At 59.8% G+C, this 15,792-nt stretch carries 21 protein-coding genes; 17 read left to right on the top strand and 4 right to left on the bottom strand.

Annotated features, from left to right (window positions below):
* Positions 1-90, top strand: a 90-nt coding sequence (locus ACR0L1_RS15000; protein ID WP_480495899.1) for an EF-Tu C-terminal domain-related protein, incomplete at its 5' end; no start/stop codon positions are given.
* Positions 91-260: 170 nt separating this feature from the next.
* Entirely contained in the window at positions 261-1,007 is a 747-nt protein-coding gene (locus ACR0L1_RS15005; protein ID WP_480859637.1) for an FkbM family methyltransferase, read from the top strand.
* Positions 1,008-1,061: 54 nt separating this feature from the next.
* Here the strand turns inward: ACR0L1_RS15005 and ACR0L1_RS15010 are convergent, their stop codons facing one another.
* The gene (locus ACR0L1_RS15010; protein WP_170790303.1) at positions 1,062-1,280 is read right to left on the bottom strand and encodes a hypothetical protein; all 219 of its coding nucleotides are present in this window, start codon (positions 1,278-1,280) and stop codon (positions 1,062-1,064) included.
* Positions 1,281-1,394: 114 nt separating this feature from the next.
* A complete protein-coding gene (gene rpe, locus ACR0L1_RS15015; RefSeq protein ID WP_170782970.1) occupies positions 1,395-2,081 on the bottom strand; it encodes a ribulose-phosphate 3-epimerase in 687 nt (228 codons plus the stop codon).
* A 163-nt stretch (positions 2,082-2,244) separates the two neighbouring features.
* On the opposite strand from rpe, the gene phnC reads away from it, so the two are divergent.
* The 5 genes from phnC to ACR0L1_RS15040 all read left to right on the top strand — a co-directional run bounded on the left by phnC (position 2,245) and on the right by ACR0L1_RS15040 (position 6,962).
* Positions 2,245-3,066, top strand: coding sequence for a phosphonate ABC transporter ATP-binding protein (phnC, locus tag ACR0L1_RS15020; RefSeq protein ID WP_480502875.1), 822 nt, complete (start codon positions 2,245-2,247; stop codon positions 3,064-3,066).
* Positions 3,067-3,129: 63 nt separating this feature from the next.
* Positions 3,130-4,032: a phosphonate ABC transporter substrate-binding protein gene (phnD, locus tag ACR0L1_RS15025; RefSeq protein ID WP_170790305.1), complete on the top strand. Its 903-nt coding sequence runs from the start codon at positions 3,130-3,132 to the stop codon at positions 4,030-4,032.
* 69 nt (positions 4,033-4,101) lie between these two features.
* Positions 4,102-4,983: a phosphonate ABC transporter, permease protein PhnE gene (gene phnE / locus ACR0L1_RS15030; protein ID WP_480859640.1), complete on the top strand. Its 882-nt coding sequence runs from the start codon at positions 4,102-4,104 to the stop codon at positions 4,981-4,983.
* The gene (gene phnE / locus ACR0L1_RS15035) at positions 4,980-6,338 is read left to right on the top strand and encodes a phosphonate ABC transporter, permease protein PhnE (RefSeq protein WP_480859642.1); all 1,359 of its coding nucleotides are present in this window, start codon (positions 4,980-4,982) and stop codon (positions 6,336-6,338) included. Before phnE (ACR0L1_RS15030) ends, phnE (ACR0L1_RS15035) begins: the two co-directional genes overlap by 4 nt.
* A gap of 9 nt (positions 6,339-6,347) precedes the next feature.
* The gene (locus ACR0L1_RS15040) at positions 6,348-6,962 is read left to right on the top strand and encodes an LbetaH domain-containing protein (RefSeq protein ID WP_170782966.1); all 615 of its coding nucleotides are present in this window, start codon (positions 6,348-6,350) and stop codon (positions 6,960-6,962) included.
* Between the two features lie 161 nt (positions 6,963-7,123).
* Here the strand turns inward: ACR0L1_RS15040 and phnF are convergent, their stop codons facing one another.
* Entirely contained in the window at positions 7,124-7,834 is a 711-nt protein-coding gene (phnF, locus tag ACR0L1_RS15045) for a phosphonate metabolism transcriptional regulator PhnF (protein ID WP_480502870.1), read from the bottom strand.
* Positions 7,835-7,937: 103 nt separating this feature from the next.
* Here phnF and phnG point away from each other — a divergent pair, with 103 nt between their 5' ends.
* Genes phnG through phnN form a run of 9 tightly spaced genes read left to right on the top strand, consistent with a single transcriptional unit; the run spans position 7,938 to position 13,924 of the window.
* Entirely contained in the window at positions 7,938-8,396 is a 459-nt protein-coding gene (phnG, locus tag ACR0L1_RS15050) for a phosphonate C-P lyase system protein PhnG (protein ID WP_480859644.1), read from the top strand.
* Positions 8,396-8,971, top strand: coding sequence for a phosphonate C-P lyase system protein PhnH (gene phnH / locus ACR0L1_RS15055; protein ID WP_480859646.1), 576 nt, complete (start codon positions 8,396-8,398; stop codon positions 8,969-8,971). The genes phnG and phnH overlap by 1 nt, the downstream gene beginning before the upstream one ends.
* Positions 8,972-8,974: 3 nt before the next feature.
* Positions 8,975-10,066, top strand: a complete 1,092-nt coding sequence (locus ACR0L1_RS15060) for a carbon-phosphorus lyase complex subunit (RefSeq protein ID WP_480859648.1) — start codon at positions 8,975-8,977, stop codon at positions 10,064-10,066.
* Positions 10,063-10,659 (top strand): HAD family hydrolase, encoded by a 597-nt coding sequence (locus ACR0L1_RS15065; RefSeq protein WP_480859650.1) that lies wholly within the window; start codon positions 10,063-10,065, stop codon positions 10,657-10,659. The genes ACR0L1_RS15060 and ACR0L1_RS15065 overlap by 4 nt, the downstream gene beginning before the upstream one ends.
* Positions 10,656-11,516, top strand: coding sequence for an alpha-D-ribose 1-methylphosphonate 5-phosphate C-P-lyase PhnJ (locus ACR0L1_RS15070; RefSeq protein ID WP_480859652.1), 861 nt, complete (start codon positions 10,656-10,658; stop codon positions 11,514-11,516). Before ACR0L1_RS15065 ends, ACR0L1_RS15070 begins: the two co-directional genes overlap by 4 nt.
* Positions 11,513-11,917: a VOC family protein gene (locus ACR0L1_RS15075; protein WP_480859653.1), complete on the top strand. Its 405-nt coding sequence runs from the start codon at positions 11,513-11,515 to the stop codon at positions 11,915-11,917. The genes ACR0L1_RS15070 and ACR0L1_RS15075 overlap by 4 nt, the downstream gene beginning before the upstream one ends.
* A gap of 4 nt (positions 11,918-11,921) precedes the next feature.
* Entirely contained in the window at positions 11,922-12,692 is a 771-nt protein-coding gene (gene phnK, locus ACR0L1_RS15080; protein ID WP_480859655.1) for a phosphonate C-P lyase system protein PhnK, read from the top strand.
* A gap of 3 nt (positions 12,693-12,695) precedes the next feature.
* Positions 12,696-13,379 (top strand): phosphonate C-P lyase system protein PhnL, encoded by a 684-nt coding sequence (phnL, locus tag ACR0L1_RS15085; RefSeq protein ID WP_480859656.1) that lies wholly within the window; start codon positions 12,696-12,698, stop codon positions 13,377-13,379.
* Positions 13,376-13,924: a phosphonate metabolism protein/1,5-bisphosphokinase (PRPP-forming) PhnN gene (phnN, locus tag ACR0L1_RS15090; RefSeq protein WP_170790317.1), complete on the top strand. Its 549-nt coding sequence runs from the start codon at positions 13,376-13,378 to the stop codon at positions 13,922-13,924. The genes phnL and phnN overlap by 4 nt, the downstream gene beginning before the upstream one ends.
* Here phnN and ACR0L1_RS15095 read toward each other — a convergent pair.
* Positions 13,906-14,589, bottom strand: coding sequence for a DUF1045 domain-containing protein (locus ACR0L1_RS15095; protein ID WP_480859657.1), 684 nt, complete (start codon positions 14,587-14,589; stop codon positions 13,906-13,908). The two genes, phnN and ACR0L1_RS15095, sit on opposite strands and share 19 nt — an antisense overlap.
* A 52-nt stretch (positions 14,590-14,641) precedes the next feature.
* Between ACR0L1_RS15095 and ACR0L1_RS15100 the strand changes: the two genes are divergently transcribed.
* Entirely contained in the window at positions 14,642-15,781 is a 1,140-nt protein-coding gene (locus tag ACR0L1_RS15100; RefSeq protein WP_170769870.1) for an alpha-D-ribose 1-methylphosphonate 5-triphosphate diphosphatase, read from the top strand.
* Positions 15,782-15,792 lie beyond the last annotated feature (11 nt).

Raw genomic sequence — 15,792 nt, forward strand, 5'->3', positions numbered from 1 at the left:
CCGATCGCGATGGAGCAGGGCCTGCGCTTCGCGATCCGCGAAGGCGGCCGCACCGTCGGCGCCGGCGTTGTGTCGAAAATCACTGAGTAATCGGTGAAGGTGCTGAGATTATTCGTCGAATAATCTCGGCCCTAAACGTTGAACTAAAGAAGGCCGTTCCATAGGGGGCGGCCTTTTTCGTTGTGCTTGTGGCAAAGCGATGTTTCTTTAGCTCGACTGCTTCGCCGACTGTGTTAGGCGCGCCAACGGAGAATTCACCTATGGATGACATCGAAATTCGATTGGCTCGGCGTCTGAAACGTCGCGGCTATCAAGTATCGGTCAATAGAGAGAGCGGGGACTATATCGCAAGCCTGGGCTTTGAGGCCGCCACTATTTTCGATGTTGGCGTCGCGTCGGGCACCTCTCATCTGTATGAGGCCTTTCCAAAGGCGAAATTTGTTCTGGTCGAGCCGATCGCGGACTATGAAGTTAAGCTGCGCAAGAATTGGGGCGACAAAATTGATTTCGACTTCCATGCCTGCGGTGTTGGCGCGGAAAACGGGCAGACCACCCTTCATATACCGACAGTTGCTGGCCGAGTGCTGGGAACGCGCGCTACGATGATGGCCTTTGACGAAGCCGCCAGTGCGCATACGTCCGGCATTGAGGAAAGACTGGTGCCCGTCCGCACGTTGGATGAGATTGCGCGTTCTTACGATGGGCCTTTTGGCCTGAAGATCGATACCGAAGGGTTCGAGATTGAGGTGATCAAGGGCGCAAGCGAAATGCTGCAAAACTGCGCCTTTGTTCTGGCCGAGGTCTCGGTTCGGCGGCGATACCAAGGTGGTTACAGGTTCAGTGACTTTGTGGCAGTGATGGCCGAGCAGGGCTTTGAACTGCACGATTTCATTCGGCCTCCATCACCAGATGCCACGGATTGCGACGCGATCTTCGCGCCCTATCGCAGCGCGAAATTTGACTATCGGGACGCAAAGCTGTCCCGGATGACAAGCAAAGCCAAATAGCGCAGGGATGCGCCTGAGCCCTGCACCACAAATCGCCTTGGGTGGGGACTGTGTTTAGATCACATCCGCCAGAACCAGTCGGATGATGTCTTCGCGTCTCAAGCTGCGTGCGCGCAGGTCCTGATCGCTCATGACCCAATAGGCACGGATGCGTCGAGCCGAAGATCGCGCCTTGGACAGCTTGTGCAGTGCTGTGCGCAGTCTATGCGGCAAGCGCCCGGTCAGGCCAACGGGGTTAAAGCTGTACGGGCGGGGTGAAGAGGGTTTGGACATGGAAACACGCCATAGGTTTGAATTCTGACAGTCCGAAACCTAATCGCAGCTTGTGCGATTAGGTAGCTGAAATCAGGCATAGCCGCAGTGCAGCAGGTGCATGGCCCGAAGGCGTTAAAGTGCTGTTTCTGCGGCGGCGCGCACGGTGCGGATGTTCTCGCCATATACTTCGGGGGTCGAGACTGATCCGCCTTTGAACACAGCCGACCCTGCGACCAGAACGTCTGCACCGGCCGCCGCGACCAGTGGGGCGGTGTTTGGATCGACGCCGCCGTCGATCTCAATATGGATGGGGCGGTCGCCGATCATCTGGCGCAGACGGCGGACCTTGTCGGTCATGTCGATGAATTTCTGCCCGCCAAAACCGGGGTTCACGGTCATCACACAAACCAGATCAGTCAGGTCTAACAGGTGTTCGACCGCCTCGGCCGGGGTGCCGGGGTTCAGGGCAACACCAGCCTTCATGCCTGCAGCGCGGATCGCTTGCAGGGTTCGGTGAGTGTGCGGCCCTGCCTCAATGTGCGCGGTCAGGATGTCGGCTCCGGCATCGGCATAGGCCTGAATGTAAGGATCGACCGGAGTGATCATCAGATGGACATCCATCACCGTTTTCACATGCGGTCGGAACGCTTTGACCGCCGGAGGGCCGAAGGTCAGGTTAGGTACGAAATGACCGTCCATCACATCCACATGGACCCAATCGGCGCCCTGGGCTTCGATGGCCTGAATCTCGGCCCCGAAATTGGCGAAATCGGCGGAGAGGATCGACGGTGCGATCTTGATGGTGCGGTCAAAGCTCATGGCGGCCTCATGTCATCAGTAGAGTCGTCGTCGCATATACCGCCGACGTCCTACAAAGGGTAGCCCCCGCGCATTTTGCGCCGTTACAAAACTTTCACTGCCCTGACACATATTCGTTGAGCAGGATCTGTAGCTGACCGCCAACATGTATTGGGGGTGGCACGTGCTGCGTATCGAAAAACTGACCAAGCGCTTTGGCGACAATATCGCCGTGGACCGGGCCACGCTGGACGTGGACAAACCTTGCATGATCGGGATCATCGGTCGTTCCGGTGCAGGGAAATCGACCTTGCTGCGGATGATCAACCGTCTGACGGACGCCAGCGAAGGCGAGATCACTTTCCAAGGACGTGAAGTCACCAAGCTGAAGGGCCGCGACAAGCGTGCCTGGCAGGCCGATTGCGCGATGATCTTCCAACAGTTCAATCTGGTGCCGCGCATGGATGTGGTGTCGAACGTGCTGCATGGTACGCTGAACCGCCATTCGACATTGGCGACCATGTTCAACCTGTTTCCGATGGAGGAAATTCACCGCGCCATCGACATTCTTGACCGTCTGGGCATTGCAGAGCACGCACCCAAACGGGCCGAAGCGCTGTCAGGTGGGCAGCAACAGCGGGTCGCCATCGCGCGCGCGCTGATGCAGGACCCAAGCATCATTCTGGCGGACGAACCCATTGCCTCGCTGGACCCGATGAATGCGCAGGTCGTCATGCAGGCACTGCGCCGCATCCATGAAGAAGACGGCCGCACAGTAATCGCCAACCTACACACGCTGGATACGGCTCGTCGCTATTGCGATCGCGTTGTCGGTATGCGTGACGGTCGCATCGTGTTCGACGGCCTGCCTGAGCAACTGACAACCGGCGTCGCCCGCGAGATCTATGGCGCTGATGCCAGCTTCTCGGAAGAGGCGACATCGACCGAGATTGAGACGCTGGATGCGACTCAGAAGGCCCTGATGGAAGCAGAAGCAACCATCTAAGCCAACTACCCCTTTCATCGACCGGCCGATGAAAGGCCGGCATATCAAACCGGAGAGAAACAGATGAAAAAACTGATGGCAGCCCTAGTGGCCACAACTGCAATGGCCGCGCCGGCCCTGGCCGCGGATATCAACGAATTCCGCATCGGCATTCTGGGCGGTGAAAACGCTCAGGACCGTCTGAACAACAACGAATGCCTGCGCGAATACACCGAGGAAACTCTGGGCGTTGAAACCAAACTGTTCGCACCGGCTGATTATGACGGCGTGATCCAGGGCTTGCTGGGCGGCACCATCGACATGGCGTGGCTGGGTGCTTCGGGTTATGCGAAAACCTACTTGTCTGATCCCGAAGCGGTCGAGCCGGTTCTGGTCAAGGTCAACACCGATGGCGGTTATGGCTATTTCTCGATCGGTTTTGCGCGCAAAGACAGCGGCATCACCTCGCTGGAGGACATGAAGGGCAAGACCTTTGGTTTTGGCGATCCGAACTCGACCTCGGGCTACCTGATCCCGTCGATCGAAATCCCTGCGGCAACGGGTTCCACCATGGAATCGGGCGACTATTTCGGTGAGGTGAAATTCACCGGTGGCCACGAGCAGACCATCGTTGCCGTGAACAACGGTGACGTCGATGGTGGCGTAACTTGGGCTGACGGCCTGGGCGATTGGGAAGATGGGTATCAGTCGGGCGCGCTGCGTCGCGCTGTTGATGCCGGTCTGGTCGACATGAACGACATGGTCCAGATTTGGAAATCCAAGCCGATCCCCGAAGGTCCGGTTGTTCTGCGCACCGCGCTGCCTGCAGATGTAAAAGAGAAAATGACCGCTCTGATGGCTGGTCTGGCTGAGAAAGACCGTGAGTGCTTCTACGGCGTTGCCGCCGGTGAAGCCCGCGCGTTCGAGCCGATCACGCATGACGCGTATGAGATCATCATCGAAGCGCGCAAGCTGAAGTCCAACTAAGCCTGCACACCCCAAAGACCGGGGTCCGGTGTTCCAAGCCGGGCCCCGTTTTCCACTCAGGAGCATTCCATGACAGACCTGACCGCAGGGTCCCCGACCGTCGACCAGATCCGGGACGACTATACCGAGATGACACGACGCAAGCGGGTCTATGGTGGTATTCTTCTGATCGTATTTGTGGCCCTGATGGCCGCCGGGTTCCGCACCGCGGATGACCGCAACGCCGGCAGTTTTTTTGACGGTTGGCGCTGCATTTTTGACTATCCGGCCGAGGTTCTGTCCGAGGCATGGGACAAGATCGACGCGTTGCCCGCCAATCTGGTCAAGTTCTTCCCTGCGCTGGTTGAAACGATCAACATCGCCGCCGCATCTACGCTGATCGGCACCATTGCGGGTACGTTCCTTGCGCTGATGTCCACACGTGGAATGGCGCTTTGGCCCGCGCTGATCCCCCTGTTTAGGCGTATCGCCGATATCTGTCGCGCTATCCCTGAAATCGTGATCGCTCTGGTCCTGATCTTTATTCTGGGTGGCGGCCCGGTTCCGGCGATGATCGCCATTGCAATCCATACGGCTGGCGCACTGGGCAAGTTGTTTTCTGAGGTGAATGAGAACGCCTCATTGAAACCGGTCGAGGGTTTGGCTTCGGTCGGCGCGAACTGGTCGCAGCGCATGTACCTGGGCGTGATCCCTCAGGTTGGGCCGAACTATGTCAGCTACGCGCTGCTGCGGTTCGAGATCAACATTCGCGCCTCGGCCATTCTGGGTTTCGTCGGTGCAGGTGGTCTTGGCTATGAGCTGCGCAACTCGATGTCCTGGGGGCAGGGCAAGTACGATCAGGCTGCCGCGATTTTCTTGCTGTTGTTCGTCACCATCGTTGTGGTCGACCAAATCTCGGGCCATCTGCGTGATCGCCTGACCCACGGATCCGAGAAAGGAGCGCGGGCATGAGCACCTTCGCCACTGACCTCACCCTTGATGAGTTGAAGGCCGAGGCTGATCGTCTGTTCAGCCGAAAGCGCCTGATCAATTTTGGATTGCCTGCGTTGGTGCTGGTCTATCTGACCTATGTGTTTTTCGCTTTCGACGTGCCCGGATTGGCCGGACGCGCCAACTGGGAAAACGGCAAGACGCTTGTGGCTGACAGCTACAGTTACAAAACCCACATCGAGCGTGACAATCGCACAGGTGAAGTCTCGGCCGCTATCGAAGGTGAGCGCAAGGGTGCATATCCCGAAGGCCAAGCGTCGGATTGGGTCGCTCTGGGCAAGACCACGGTGATTGATCTGGAAGACGGCCATATCGTGCGGTTTGGCCCCGAGACGGTGGAATATGACATCCCCGGTTATGGCACGGTGCGTGCTACGCCGACCCGTTCGGCGGGTGTTCAGGCCGAGCTGCCCGCAGGCGACGTGCCCGACTGGATCAATGTCTCAAAGAACCGGATGGCGATCACCACGGATGCCGGCCGCCTGACCGTGACGCGCAACCGGTCCGAAGTGTTCCGCTATTTCAACGGGTGGGAGCTGTTCTTCTTCACCCTCGATAGCCCCTACTATGGCAAGTCGTTCCCGCAACTCATTGGGCTGGCCGCAAATAGTGAGGCAGGCGCGATCCTGAATGATTTCTGGACCAACAAGATGTGGCGCCATCAGGACGTGGCTTGGGCCATTTTCGAGACGATCCTGATGGCCTTCCTCGGAACCTTGGGGGCAGGCATTGTGGCCCTGCCGCTCGCTTTCCTTGCGACCCGCAATTTCAACCCGCTGCGTTCGGTTCGGTTTCTCACGCGCCGGGTGTTTGATTTTGTGCGCGGTGTGGACGCTCTGATCTGGACCGTCGTTCTGGCGCGGGCATTCGGCCCCGGTCCGCTGACAGGTGCGCTGGCCATTCTGGTGACGGATACGGGGACGTTCGGCAAGATTTTTTCGGAAGCGCTGGAGAATGTGGATCAAAAACAGATCGAAGGCGTCCAATCGACCGGAGCCAATGCTCCGCAACGTTATCGGTTCGGGGTGATCCCGCAGGTGACGCCGGTGCTGCTCAGCCAGTTGCTCTATTTCCTCGAATCCAACACGCGCAGCGCCACTGTGATTGGTGCGATTACGGGCGGTGGGATAGGCTTGCTGCTGACGCAGGCCATCATCACCCAGAAAGACTGGGAAGAGGTTGCCTACTACATCGTTCTGATCATCCTGATGGTAATGCTGATGGATTGGTTCTCGGGCTGGCTGCGTCGCCGATTGATCCAGGGCGAAACAAAGCCGCAACGGAAAAAGGCAAAGATCGCGTTATCCGCGAGCTAAGGAAATCACATGGCACGACTGAGTTCCGATCAACCGTTTATCCACCCAGATTGTGCGATCACCAACAGCACATTCGGCGCGTATGTCGAAATTGGTGCCGGGACGCGATTGGCCAATGTGGAGCTTGGGGATTATTCATATTGTGACAGGACCTGTGATATCGCGAACGCACAGATCGGCAAGTTTGCCAACATCGCCAGTTTTACCCGGGTCGGTGCAACGGATCACCCGATGGAGAAAGCCTCGTTGCATCACTTCCTGTATCGTTCGGCGGATTATTGGGATGACGTAGAAGATGATGCAGCTTGGTTCGAACATCGCGCCAGTCGGATGACCGTGATTGGTCATGACACATGGGTCGGCCATGCTGCGATCATCAAACCCGAAGTCACAATTGGTCACGGTGCGATTGTGGCCTCAGGCGCGGTCGTGACCAAGGATGTCACACCATACACCATTGTAGGTGGTGTGACGGCTGCTCCGATCCGGCCGAGATACCCCGCTGGCGTCGCGGAGCGAATGCTGGCCTTGGCCTGGTGGGATTGGGACAATGCGCGCCTGCGGGCTGCGCTTCCGGATTTCCGGTCGCTGCAGGCGGAAGCGTTCCTCGAGAAATACGAGTAGCCGCAACATGTGTGGGCGTGGTCCTCCCGCGCCCGCGCACGCATCGGCTACGCCGATACCCGCTGGCGGCCTTGGGCCCGGCGCCGCGCTTTGCGCGGCGCTATGCCCAACAGGATGATCCCTCCGGCAGGAGGTTGAAGACGGGCGGGAGCATTTTGGGCTCAATCATCCCCAAGTGTCAGAGTAACGCGCTCACCGGCAAATGTGGTGCGGCCATATTCGATGGGTGTGCCATCGGGCGCTATGTTGATACCGATCGAATGCAGGACAGGGGCACCCTCGGGCAAGCGCAGGTGCAAAGCCTGGGTTGCGCTCGCGGCGCGTGCGGTCAGGCGGGTGGAGTCGCGGGTGTAGTCGTCGATCCCACAGCGTTGCAATGCTTTGGTCACGGATTGTGTCTCGGACAAGGCGGTCAGAATATTGGGCAGGCGCTTGGCCGGAAAGACGCTTTGAAACAGAGCGATTGGCTGACCATCCGCTAAAGACAAGCCGTCATAGACGTGCACCGGATCGCCGGGGGTCAGACTCAGGGCCTCGGCCTCGGCCGCATCGGACGTTCGCGTTGTCAGGCTCAGGATTTTCTTGCCCGGAATTTTTCCGCTGGCCGATATGCTTTGGTGGTACCTGACGCGTTTTCCGATCGGATAGTCGGTGGGTCGCGCTGCCACAAAGACACCTGCTCCGCGCCGGGGGTGAACTAGCCCTTGCTCGGTCAGGTCTGCCAGAGCGCGTCGCACCGTATGGCGGTTCACACCATGCTTGGCGGCCAGTTGCGCCTCGGTCGGCAGTCGGTCGCCGGTGTCATAGCGGCCTTCGGCAATATCTGAGATCAGGGCCAACGCGATGCTTTTCCAGATGGGTGTTTTACTCATGTCATCAAATCTTCATGCACCGGTGGATTGCGGAAGGTACCGTTGAGGTGTAATATTTGTCTAGTTGTATAGTATAAATAGACAACCCATCCAAGAGGGTCCGATGACGGAATTGTCAGAAATCAACACCGAAGCGCGTCGGGCGTGGATGGGTCTTCTGGCCCGCGCGCCCGAAGACGCATTAATGGCCCTTTGGCAGAAATATGCCACGCCTCCGCGCTTTGAATGGCTGCGCCGCCCCGAAATCGGCGGCGTTATGGTGCGGGGTCGTGCGGGGGCTACGGGCGCCCCATTCAACCTGGGGGAAATGACCGTTACCCGGTGTTCGGTGGTGTTGGAGGATGGCACGGTCGGGCATGGCTATGTCCAGGGCCGGTCCAAGCCAAAATCTGAGGCTGCCGCGCTGATTGACGCGTTGATGCAAACTGCTGCGGCGGATGAAGTCCGTGCCCAAGTGATCGCCCCTTTGTCAGAACGTGCGCAGGCAGACCACACCCGGCGCGCGGCCAAAGCTGCCGCCACCAAGGTTGAGTTCTTCACATTGGTCCGAGGAGAGGATTGATGACCACACAAGCTCAGTTTTCGGGTGGGTTCGATAATGCTCCGGTTCAGTCGTCTCACGCCTTTCGCGCCGCGATGACCGTCATGGCGCGGCCGGGGGAGATCAGAACGCTGGCCGGGGCACAGCCACCTGCGCCGCTATCGGTTGCGGCGGGCACGTTGCTGCTGACATTGTGTGACCCCGACACCAAGGTTTGTCTGGCCGGAGAGTTAGACACGGATGCCGTGCGGCAATGGCTGACATTCCACACCGGCGCACCCTTTACGGATGCAGCGCAGGCCGACTTTGTGGTCGGTGCTTGGCAAGCGCTGTTGCCGATCGGGCAGTATCGCATAGGGACGGCAGAATATCCCGACCGCTCGGCCACCCTGATCGTGGAGTGTGATGGTCTGAGTGCGCAAGGGGCCCAGTTGTCAGGACCGGGAATCCGGGACACGGCCCGACTGTCGCTGCCTGATATTCCGGCGCTGCAAGCCAACGCGGCGCTTTATCCGCTGGGCTGCGATTTCTTTTTCACATCTGGTGCAACCGTAGCGGCCTTGCCGCGCAGTACCCAGATCAGCGCGGAGGTGTAACCGATGTATGTCGCTGTCAAAGGGGGTGAGAAGGCGATCGAGAACGCCCATGCCTGGCTGGCCGAAGAGCGCCGAGGCGCGCCGGACGTGGCCGAGCTGAGCGTCGCCCAAATCCGCGAACAACTAAGCCTTGCAGTGAACCGGGTGATGGCGGAAGGGTCGCTGTATGACCCTGATCTTGCTGCACTGGCGATCAAACAGGCGCGCGGAGATCTGATCGAGGCGATTTTCCTGATCCGAGCCTACCGCACGACGCTGCCGCGCTTTGGGTACACCAACCCGGTTGCGACAGGCAATATGGCATGCGACCGGCGCATTTCGACCACGTTCAAGGATGCGCCCGGCGGGCAGGTGCTGGGGCCGACCTTCGACTACACCCATCGTTTGCTGGATTTCAAACTGGCCGCAGAAGGCGGCGACCCGATTGCGCCCGAAGCCGCGCCGCGCACCGAGCCACCGCCACATATCACCGAATTCCTCAAGGGTGAGGACATCATTCAGGATGAACCTACCAGCGACGAGACACCGGGCGACCTGACACGTGAACCGATGGAGTTTCCCTCGACCCGTCCCCTGCGTCTGCAATCCCTGACCCGCGGGGATGAAGGGTTTGTACTGGGCATGGCGTATTCCACCCAACGCGGATACGCCCGCAACCATGCTTTCGTGGGCGAACTGCGGATTGGCAAAGTTGCAGTCGAGATGGACATTCCCGAGTTGGGCTTTGCCATAGAAATCGGTGAAGTCGAGTTGACCGAATGCGAGACAGTTAACCAATTCAAGGGCTCAAAAACCGAACCACCTCAGTTCACCCGCGGTTATGGTTTGGTCTTCGGTCAATCCGAGCGTAAATCCATTGCCATGGCTCTGGTCGACCGCGCCTTGCGGTGGGAGGAGTTGGGCGAAGACAATCTGGGCGCGCCCGCGCAGGATGAGGAATTTGTCCTAAGCCATGCCGACAACATTCAGGCCACCGGTTTCTTGGAACATATCAAGCTACCGCATTACGTGGATTTCCAGTCCGAACTGGAACTAGTCCGAAAACTACGCCGCGAGGCCCAGGAACGGATCACCCCAAAGGAGGCTGCGGAATGAAGGTCGTTGTATTCGATATCGGCGGCGTATTGGTTGATTGGCACCCCCATCTTGCCTGGGTTGACGATCTGGGGTCCGAGGACGCCGCCCACGCCTTTATCGAACGCACCGGGTTCAAAGCCAAAAACGCGCAGGGAGACAATGGCGAGCTGTTCTCCGATATGGCCAAAGAGTTGGCGGACCCAAAGGATCAAAACCTGTTCGCCTCCTACGTGGAGCGATATACCCTCACCGTTCAAAACGCGGTGCACGGAACTTGGGATATCCTAGATCGCCTCAAGGCAAATGGAACCCCCATCCACGCCATCACCAATTGGTCGGCTGAAACCTGGCCAGAGGGTCTAAAGGTGCACCCCCGGTTGGGTGAGGTGTTCGGAACGTTGGTGGTGTCCGGTCAGGAAGGCATAATGAAGCCCGACCCGCGTATTTTTAGACTTCTGTGCGAACAGGCTGCTGTTCAGCCCCAAGACTGCGTGTTCATCGACGATGGTTTGCACAATGTCGAAGGTACGTGTGCCGTGGGAATGGACGCTATTCATTTTGTCGGCACCGAAGCACTGGAAGCCGAATTGTCCGAGAGAGGAATACTATGAGCGAGTACAATTTCGCCTATCTCGACGAGCAAACTAAGCGGATGATCCGGCGGGCGATCCTCAAAGGACTGGCTGTACCCGGATATCAGGTGCCTTTTGCCAGCCGCGAGATGCCGATGCCTTATGGCTGGGGTACCGGCGGGGTGCAGGTCTCGGCCGCGACGCTGACGCCGGATGATACGTTCAAGGTGATTGATCAGGGCGCGGACGACACGACCAATGCAGTCTCGATCCGTAAGTTCTTTGAGAATACCGCCGGGGTCGAGACCACCGAAGAAACCGAAAAGGCGACTGTCATCCAGACCCGCCACCGGATCCCCGAGGCGGAACTGACCGAGGATCAAATCCTCGTCTATCAGGTGCCAATTCCCGAGCCTCTGCGCTTTCTGGAACCGCGTGAGACGGAAACGCGCAAGATGCACGCGCTTGAAGAATACGGGCTGATGCATGTGAAGCTGTACGAAGATATTAGTCAGCACGGGGCAATTTCGACCTCATACGCCTATCCGGTAAAAGTGTCCGGGCGCTATGTGATGGATCCGTCTCCGATCCCTAAATTCGATAACCCCAAGCTGGAAATGGACGCGATCCAGCTGTTCGGCGCGGGGCGCGAGCAGCGCATCTATGCGGTGCCGCCGCACACCAAGGTCGTCAGCCTAGATTTCGAGGACTATCCGTTCGAGGCGACCAAAGCAGACCATCCCTGCGACCTGTGCGGGGCCGAAGACAGCTATCTGGACGAGGTGATCATGGATGACGCGGGCAACCGGATGTTTGTCTGCTCCGACACCGATTACTGCCGCTCGCGCCGCGCGGCGGGGCATGAGGGGCGTTTGGCCAAGGAAGATGCAGCATGATACGCGAACACGTTCTGGGAATTGATCATCTTGGCCTGACGGTTTCGGACCTTGAGGGGACCAAGGCGTTCTTTGTTGAGGCGCTGGGCTGGGATGTGGTTGGTGGACGGCCCGAGTACCCCTCGGCCTTTATCAGCAACGGTTCGGCGGTTCTGACCCTTTGGCAACAAAAGGGCGAAAATCAGCACGGCTTTGATCGTCATGCCAATGTCGGGCTGCACCATGTGGCGTTCAAAATCCCATCGCGCGAGTCTTTGGATGTGGTGTTTGCCGCTGTGAAAGACTGGCCCGGCGTTCAGGTGGAATTTGCCCCTGAACCATCGGGTGCTGGGCCAAAAATCCACTTTATGATCCGAGAGCCAGGCGGCAATCGGATCGAATTTGCCTATGATCCGAGGTAGAGCCATGACCCCGCTGTTAAGCGTTCAGAACATCCGCAAAACCTATGGCTCCCGGATCGGCTGTACCGGCGTCAGCTTTGATCTCTATCCCGGTGAGGTGATGGGAATTGTGGGCGAAAGCGGCTCGGGCAAGTCGACGTTGCTGAATTGTCTGGCCGGTCATCTGGAACCGGACGGGGGGCGGGTTGTTTTCGATACACGAACCGACGGGCCGGTGGATACGGTGACCATGTCCGAACCCGAACGTCGGATGCTGGGGCGCACCGATTGGGCCTTTGTCCACCAGCACGCGCGCGACGGGCTGCGCATGTCGGTCAGCGCGGGCGGCAATATTGGCGAGCGTCTGATGGCCGTCGGTGACCGTCACTATGGTGACATCCGCGACAAGGCCATCGACTGGCTGGGCCGGGTCGAGATCGAAGCGAACCGCGTCGATGACCGCCCCAACGCCTTTTCCGGTGGGATGCAGCAGCGGTTGCAGATCGCGCGCAATCTGGTGACCGGGCCTCGGCTGGTTTTCATGGATGAACCGACGGGCGGGCTGGATGTTTCGGTTCAGGCGCGTCTGCTGGATTTGCTGCGCGGGTTGGTGCGCGAGATGGGGTTGAGCGCCATCATCGTCACGCATGATCTGGCTGTGGTGCGCCTGTTGGCGGACCGGCTGATGGTGATGAAAGACGGTCATGTGGTCGAATCCGGCCTGACCGATCAGGTGCTGGACGATCCGCAACATGCGTACACGCAGTTGCTGGTCTCAAGCGTGTTGCAGGTGTGAGAGATGATTGAACTGAACAACGTCAGCAAAAGCTTTACCCTGCACAATCAGGGCAGCGCGGTGATCCCTGTGATGGAGGGCGCGACACTCAGCGTGGCCCCCGGGGAATGCGTGGCTTTGACCGGAGCGTCCGGGGCGGGCAAATCCACCCTGATGCGGGTGATCTATGGCAATTATCTGGCCGCCTCGGGGCAAGTCATGGTGGGCGGTGTGGATGTGGCGCAGGCTGAACCGCGCGAGATTCTGGCCCTGCGGCGGGACACTCTGGGCTATGTCAGCCAGTTCCTGCGGGTGGTGCCGCGCGTGCCGACGCTTGAGGTGGTGGCCGAGCCTCTGCTGGCCGTCGGATGCGACCGTCAGTCGGCGCTCGACAAGGCGGCAGGGCTGTTGGCGCGGCTGAATATTCCTGAACGCCTTTGGACGCTTAGCCCCACGACCTTTTCGGGCGGTGAGCAGCAGCGCGTGAACATCGCGCGGGGCTTTGCGCATGACTATCCGGCGATGCTGCTGGATGAGCCCACCGCCTCGCTTGACCTTCAAAACCGCGAAACCGTGCTGAGTCTGATCGAAGAGGCCAAAGCGCGTGGAGCGGCCATCATCGGCATTTTCCACGATGTCGGCGCGCGTGACCGGGTGTGTGATCGAGAGATCAACGTCTCGGACTTCACTCCGGGGATGGCCGCATGACCCTTGCACCGGTCATTGCGGTCGTCGGACCCTCGGGCGTTGGCAAGGACAGCGTGATCGAGGCGCTAGAGGCGCGCTCCGCACGTATCCACCGGATGCGCCGGGTGATCACCCGCCCCGAGGGCGAGGACGGCGAAGATTTCGACCGGGTCTCCGAAGGCACATTTCAGCAGATGGTGGATGAGGATGCCTTTGCCCTGCACTGGCCGGCCCATGGGTTGCTGTATGGGGTGCCCCAAAGCATCCAGCAGCTGCGGGGGCAGGCGGATGCAGTTTTGGTGAACCTGTCCCGATCCGTGCTTTTGCGCGCGCAAGAGGTGTTTGGTGATCTGGTCGTGATCTCGCTGACTGCCGACCCGCGGGTGCTGGCGCAGCGCCTGTCGGCGCGTGGGCGCGAAAGTGCGACGGATCAGGCTCGTCGGCTTGAACGCGCGCAGATCACGCTGCCCGATGGATTGCGCCGGGTGGTGCAGATCGACAATTCCGGTCCGCTGGACCAGACGGTCAGTGCCATCCTGACCCAGCTTCAGCCGGAAAGGGCATAGCGATGGATCAGGTGAAACCGCCCGTCCTCGGTCTCGCCCATCAGCGCCAGATCGGTGATGTAGAACGGCGTGGGCAGCAGGGGCGCAAGCCGCGTGTCGAGCGCATCCTGAACGGTGGCCAGCGTCGGTTTGTCCAACTTGCCGCTGAGGGTGATGTGAAAGCGGAACGAGTCCATCACGTAAGGGTATCCCCATTGCACCAGATTGGCCTCATGCGCGGGCGACAGCCCGGTGCCACGACGACGCTGCAATTCGGCCTCGGATGCGGGCGCGCGGAAGCTGTCCAGATCACGCACGCAGGCGGCGGCCAGCGCGTTCAGCGCGGCCCCGTCACCTTTGGGGCGCAGGGCCAGGAACCGACCCAGTCGTGCGATCTCAAGCCCCTCCAACGTGACCGGAGCCTGCGCAGCAGCCATCTGCGCGCAAGCCTCGCGCAGCGCTTGAACGGATTGCCCGTCGCGCAGCCGGAACGGCGGCTTCATCGTCGCGTGCAGCCCGTATTTGCGCGGCACCTGCGTGACGGCAGCCACGTCAACATCTGGGATATCGGGGAGCGCGACCGTCGCGCCGGTCTCAACGTCCCAGCCCAGCCAGCTTGTGCCAAACCGGGTCCACTCGGCCCCCTCGGGTGGCGCAAAATAGATCGCGTATCGCGTGAATGTCACATTGGCCTCCTATGCGTGGCCTACCCAATAGCTCAGACCTTGTGAAGTTCAGATGACAGAAGAAATGATCCTTGCCAATGCCACGCTGGTTCTGCCCGATGAGACGGTCACAGGCAGCATCCGCGTCACCGGTGAAACCATCGCCGAGATCGCCACGGGCAGCACCGTGCCGCCCGGCGCAGTGGATTGCGGCGGCGACTATGTCTGCCCCGGTCTGGTCGAACTGCACACTGACAATCTGGAACGCCATATTCAGCCGCGCCCCAAAGTCGACTGGCCTCACGCGGCGGCGATTCTGGCCCACGATGCGGAACTGGCCAGCACCGGAATTACCACCGTATTCGATGCGATGCGTATCGGCTCGATCCCGTCGGGCAACCGATACAAGAAATACGCCCGCGAGCTGTCGCGCGAGCTGTGGGATCTGCGCGAACAGGATGCGCTGAAGATCAGCCATTTTCTGCACCTGCGGGCCGAGGTCTGCTCGGAAACCCTCGTGGCCGAGCTGGACGAGTTCGGCCCCGAGGATCGCGTCGGTTTGGTGTCGCTGATGGATCACACGCCCGGCCAGAGGCAGTTCCGCGATATGACCCAGCTTGAGGCCTACATGAAGGGCAAGCATGGCATGAACGATGATGACTTCCTGCAGCACGTGGCACAACTGAAGGCGTTGCGCGATCGGTTTGGCGATCAGCACGAGGTCGAGACGGTCAAGGCCGCCAAACGGTTCGGGGCGATGCTGGCCAGCCACGATGACACGACGCAGGATCAGGTGGCCGTTTCGGCGGGGCATGGCATCACGCTGGCCGAATTCCCCACCACGGTCGAGGCCGCCCGGGCCTGCCACGATCACGGAATCAAGGTTATGATGGGGGCGCCCAATGTGATCCGGGGTGGGTCTCATTCCGGCAATGTCGCGGCGCAGGAACTGGCTGATCTGGGCCATCTGGATATTCTGTCGTCAGACTACGTGCCCGCCGCGCTGCTGCTGTCGGCAACCCGCCTGGGAGATATGTGGGGCAATATGGCGCGTGGCCTGCGCACCGTGACGCAAACACCTGCACAAGCTGTGGGTCTACAGGATCGCGGTGAGCTGCGTGAAGGTGCCCGCGCCGATGTCATTCGGTTCCGTCTGCGCGAAGGTGCACCTGCGTTGAACGGCGTTTGGTCGCGCGGACGGCGTGTGGCCTGATTGGTGCGTCA

This window comes from Ruegeria sp. J8, assembly GCF_056531925.1.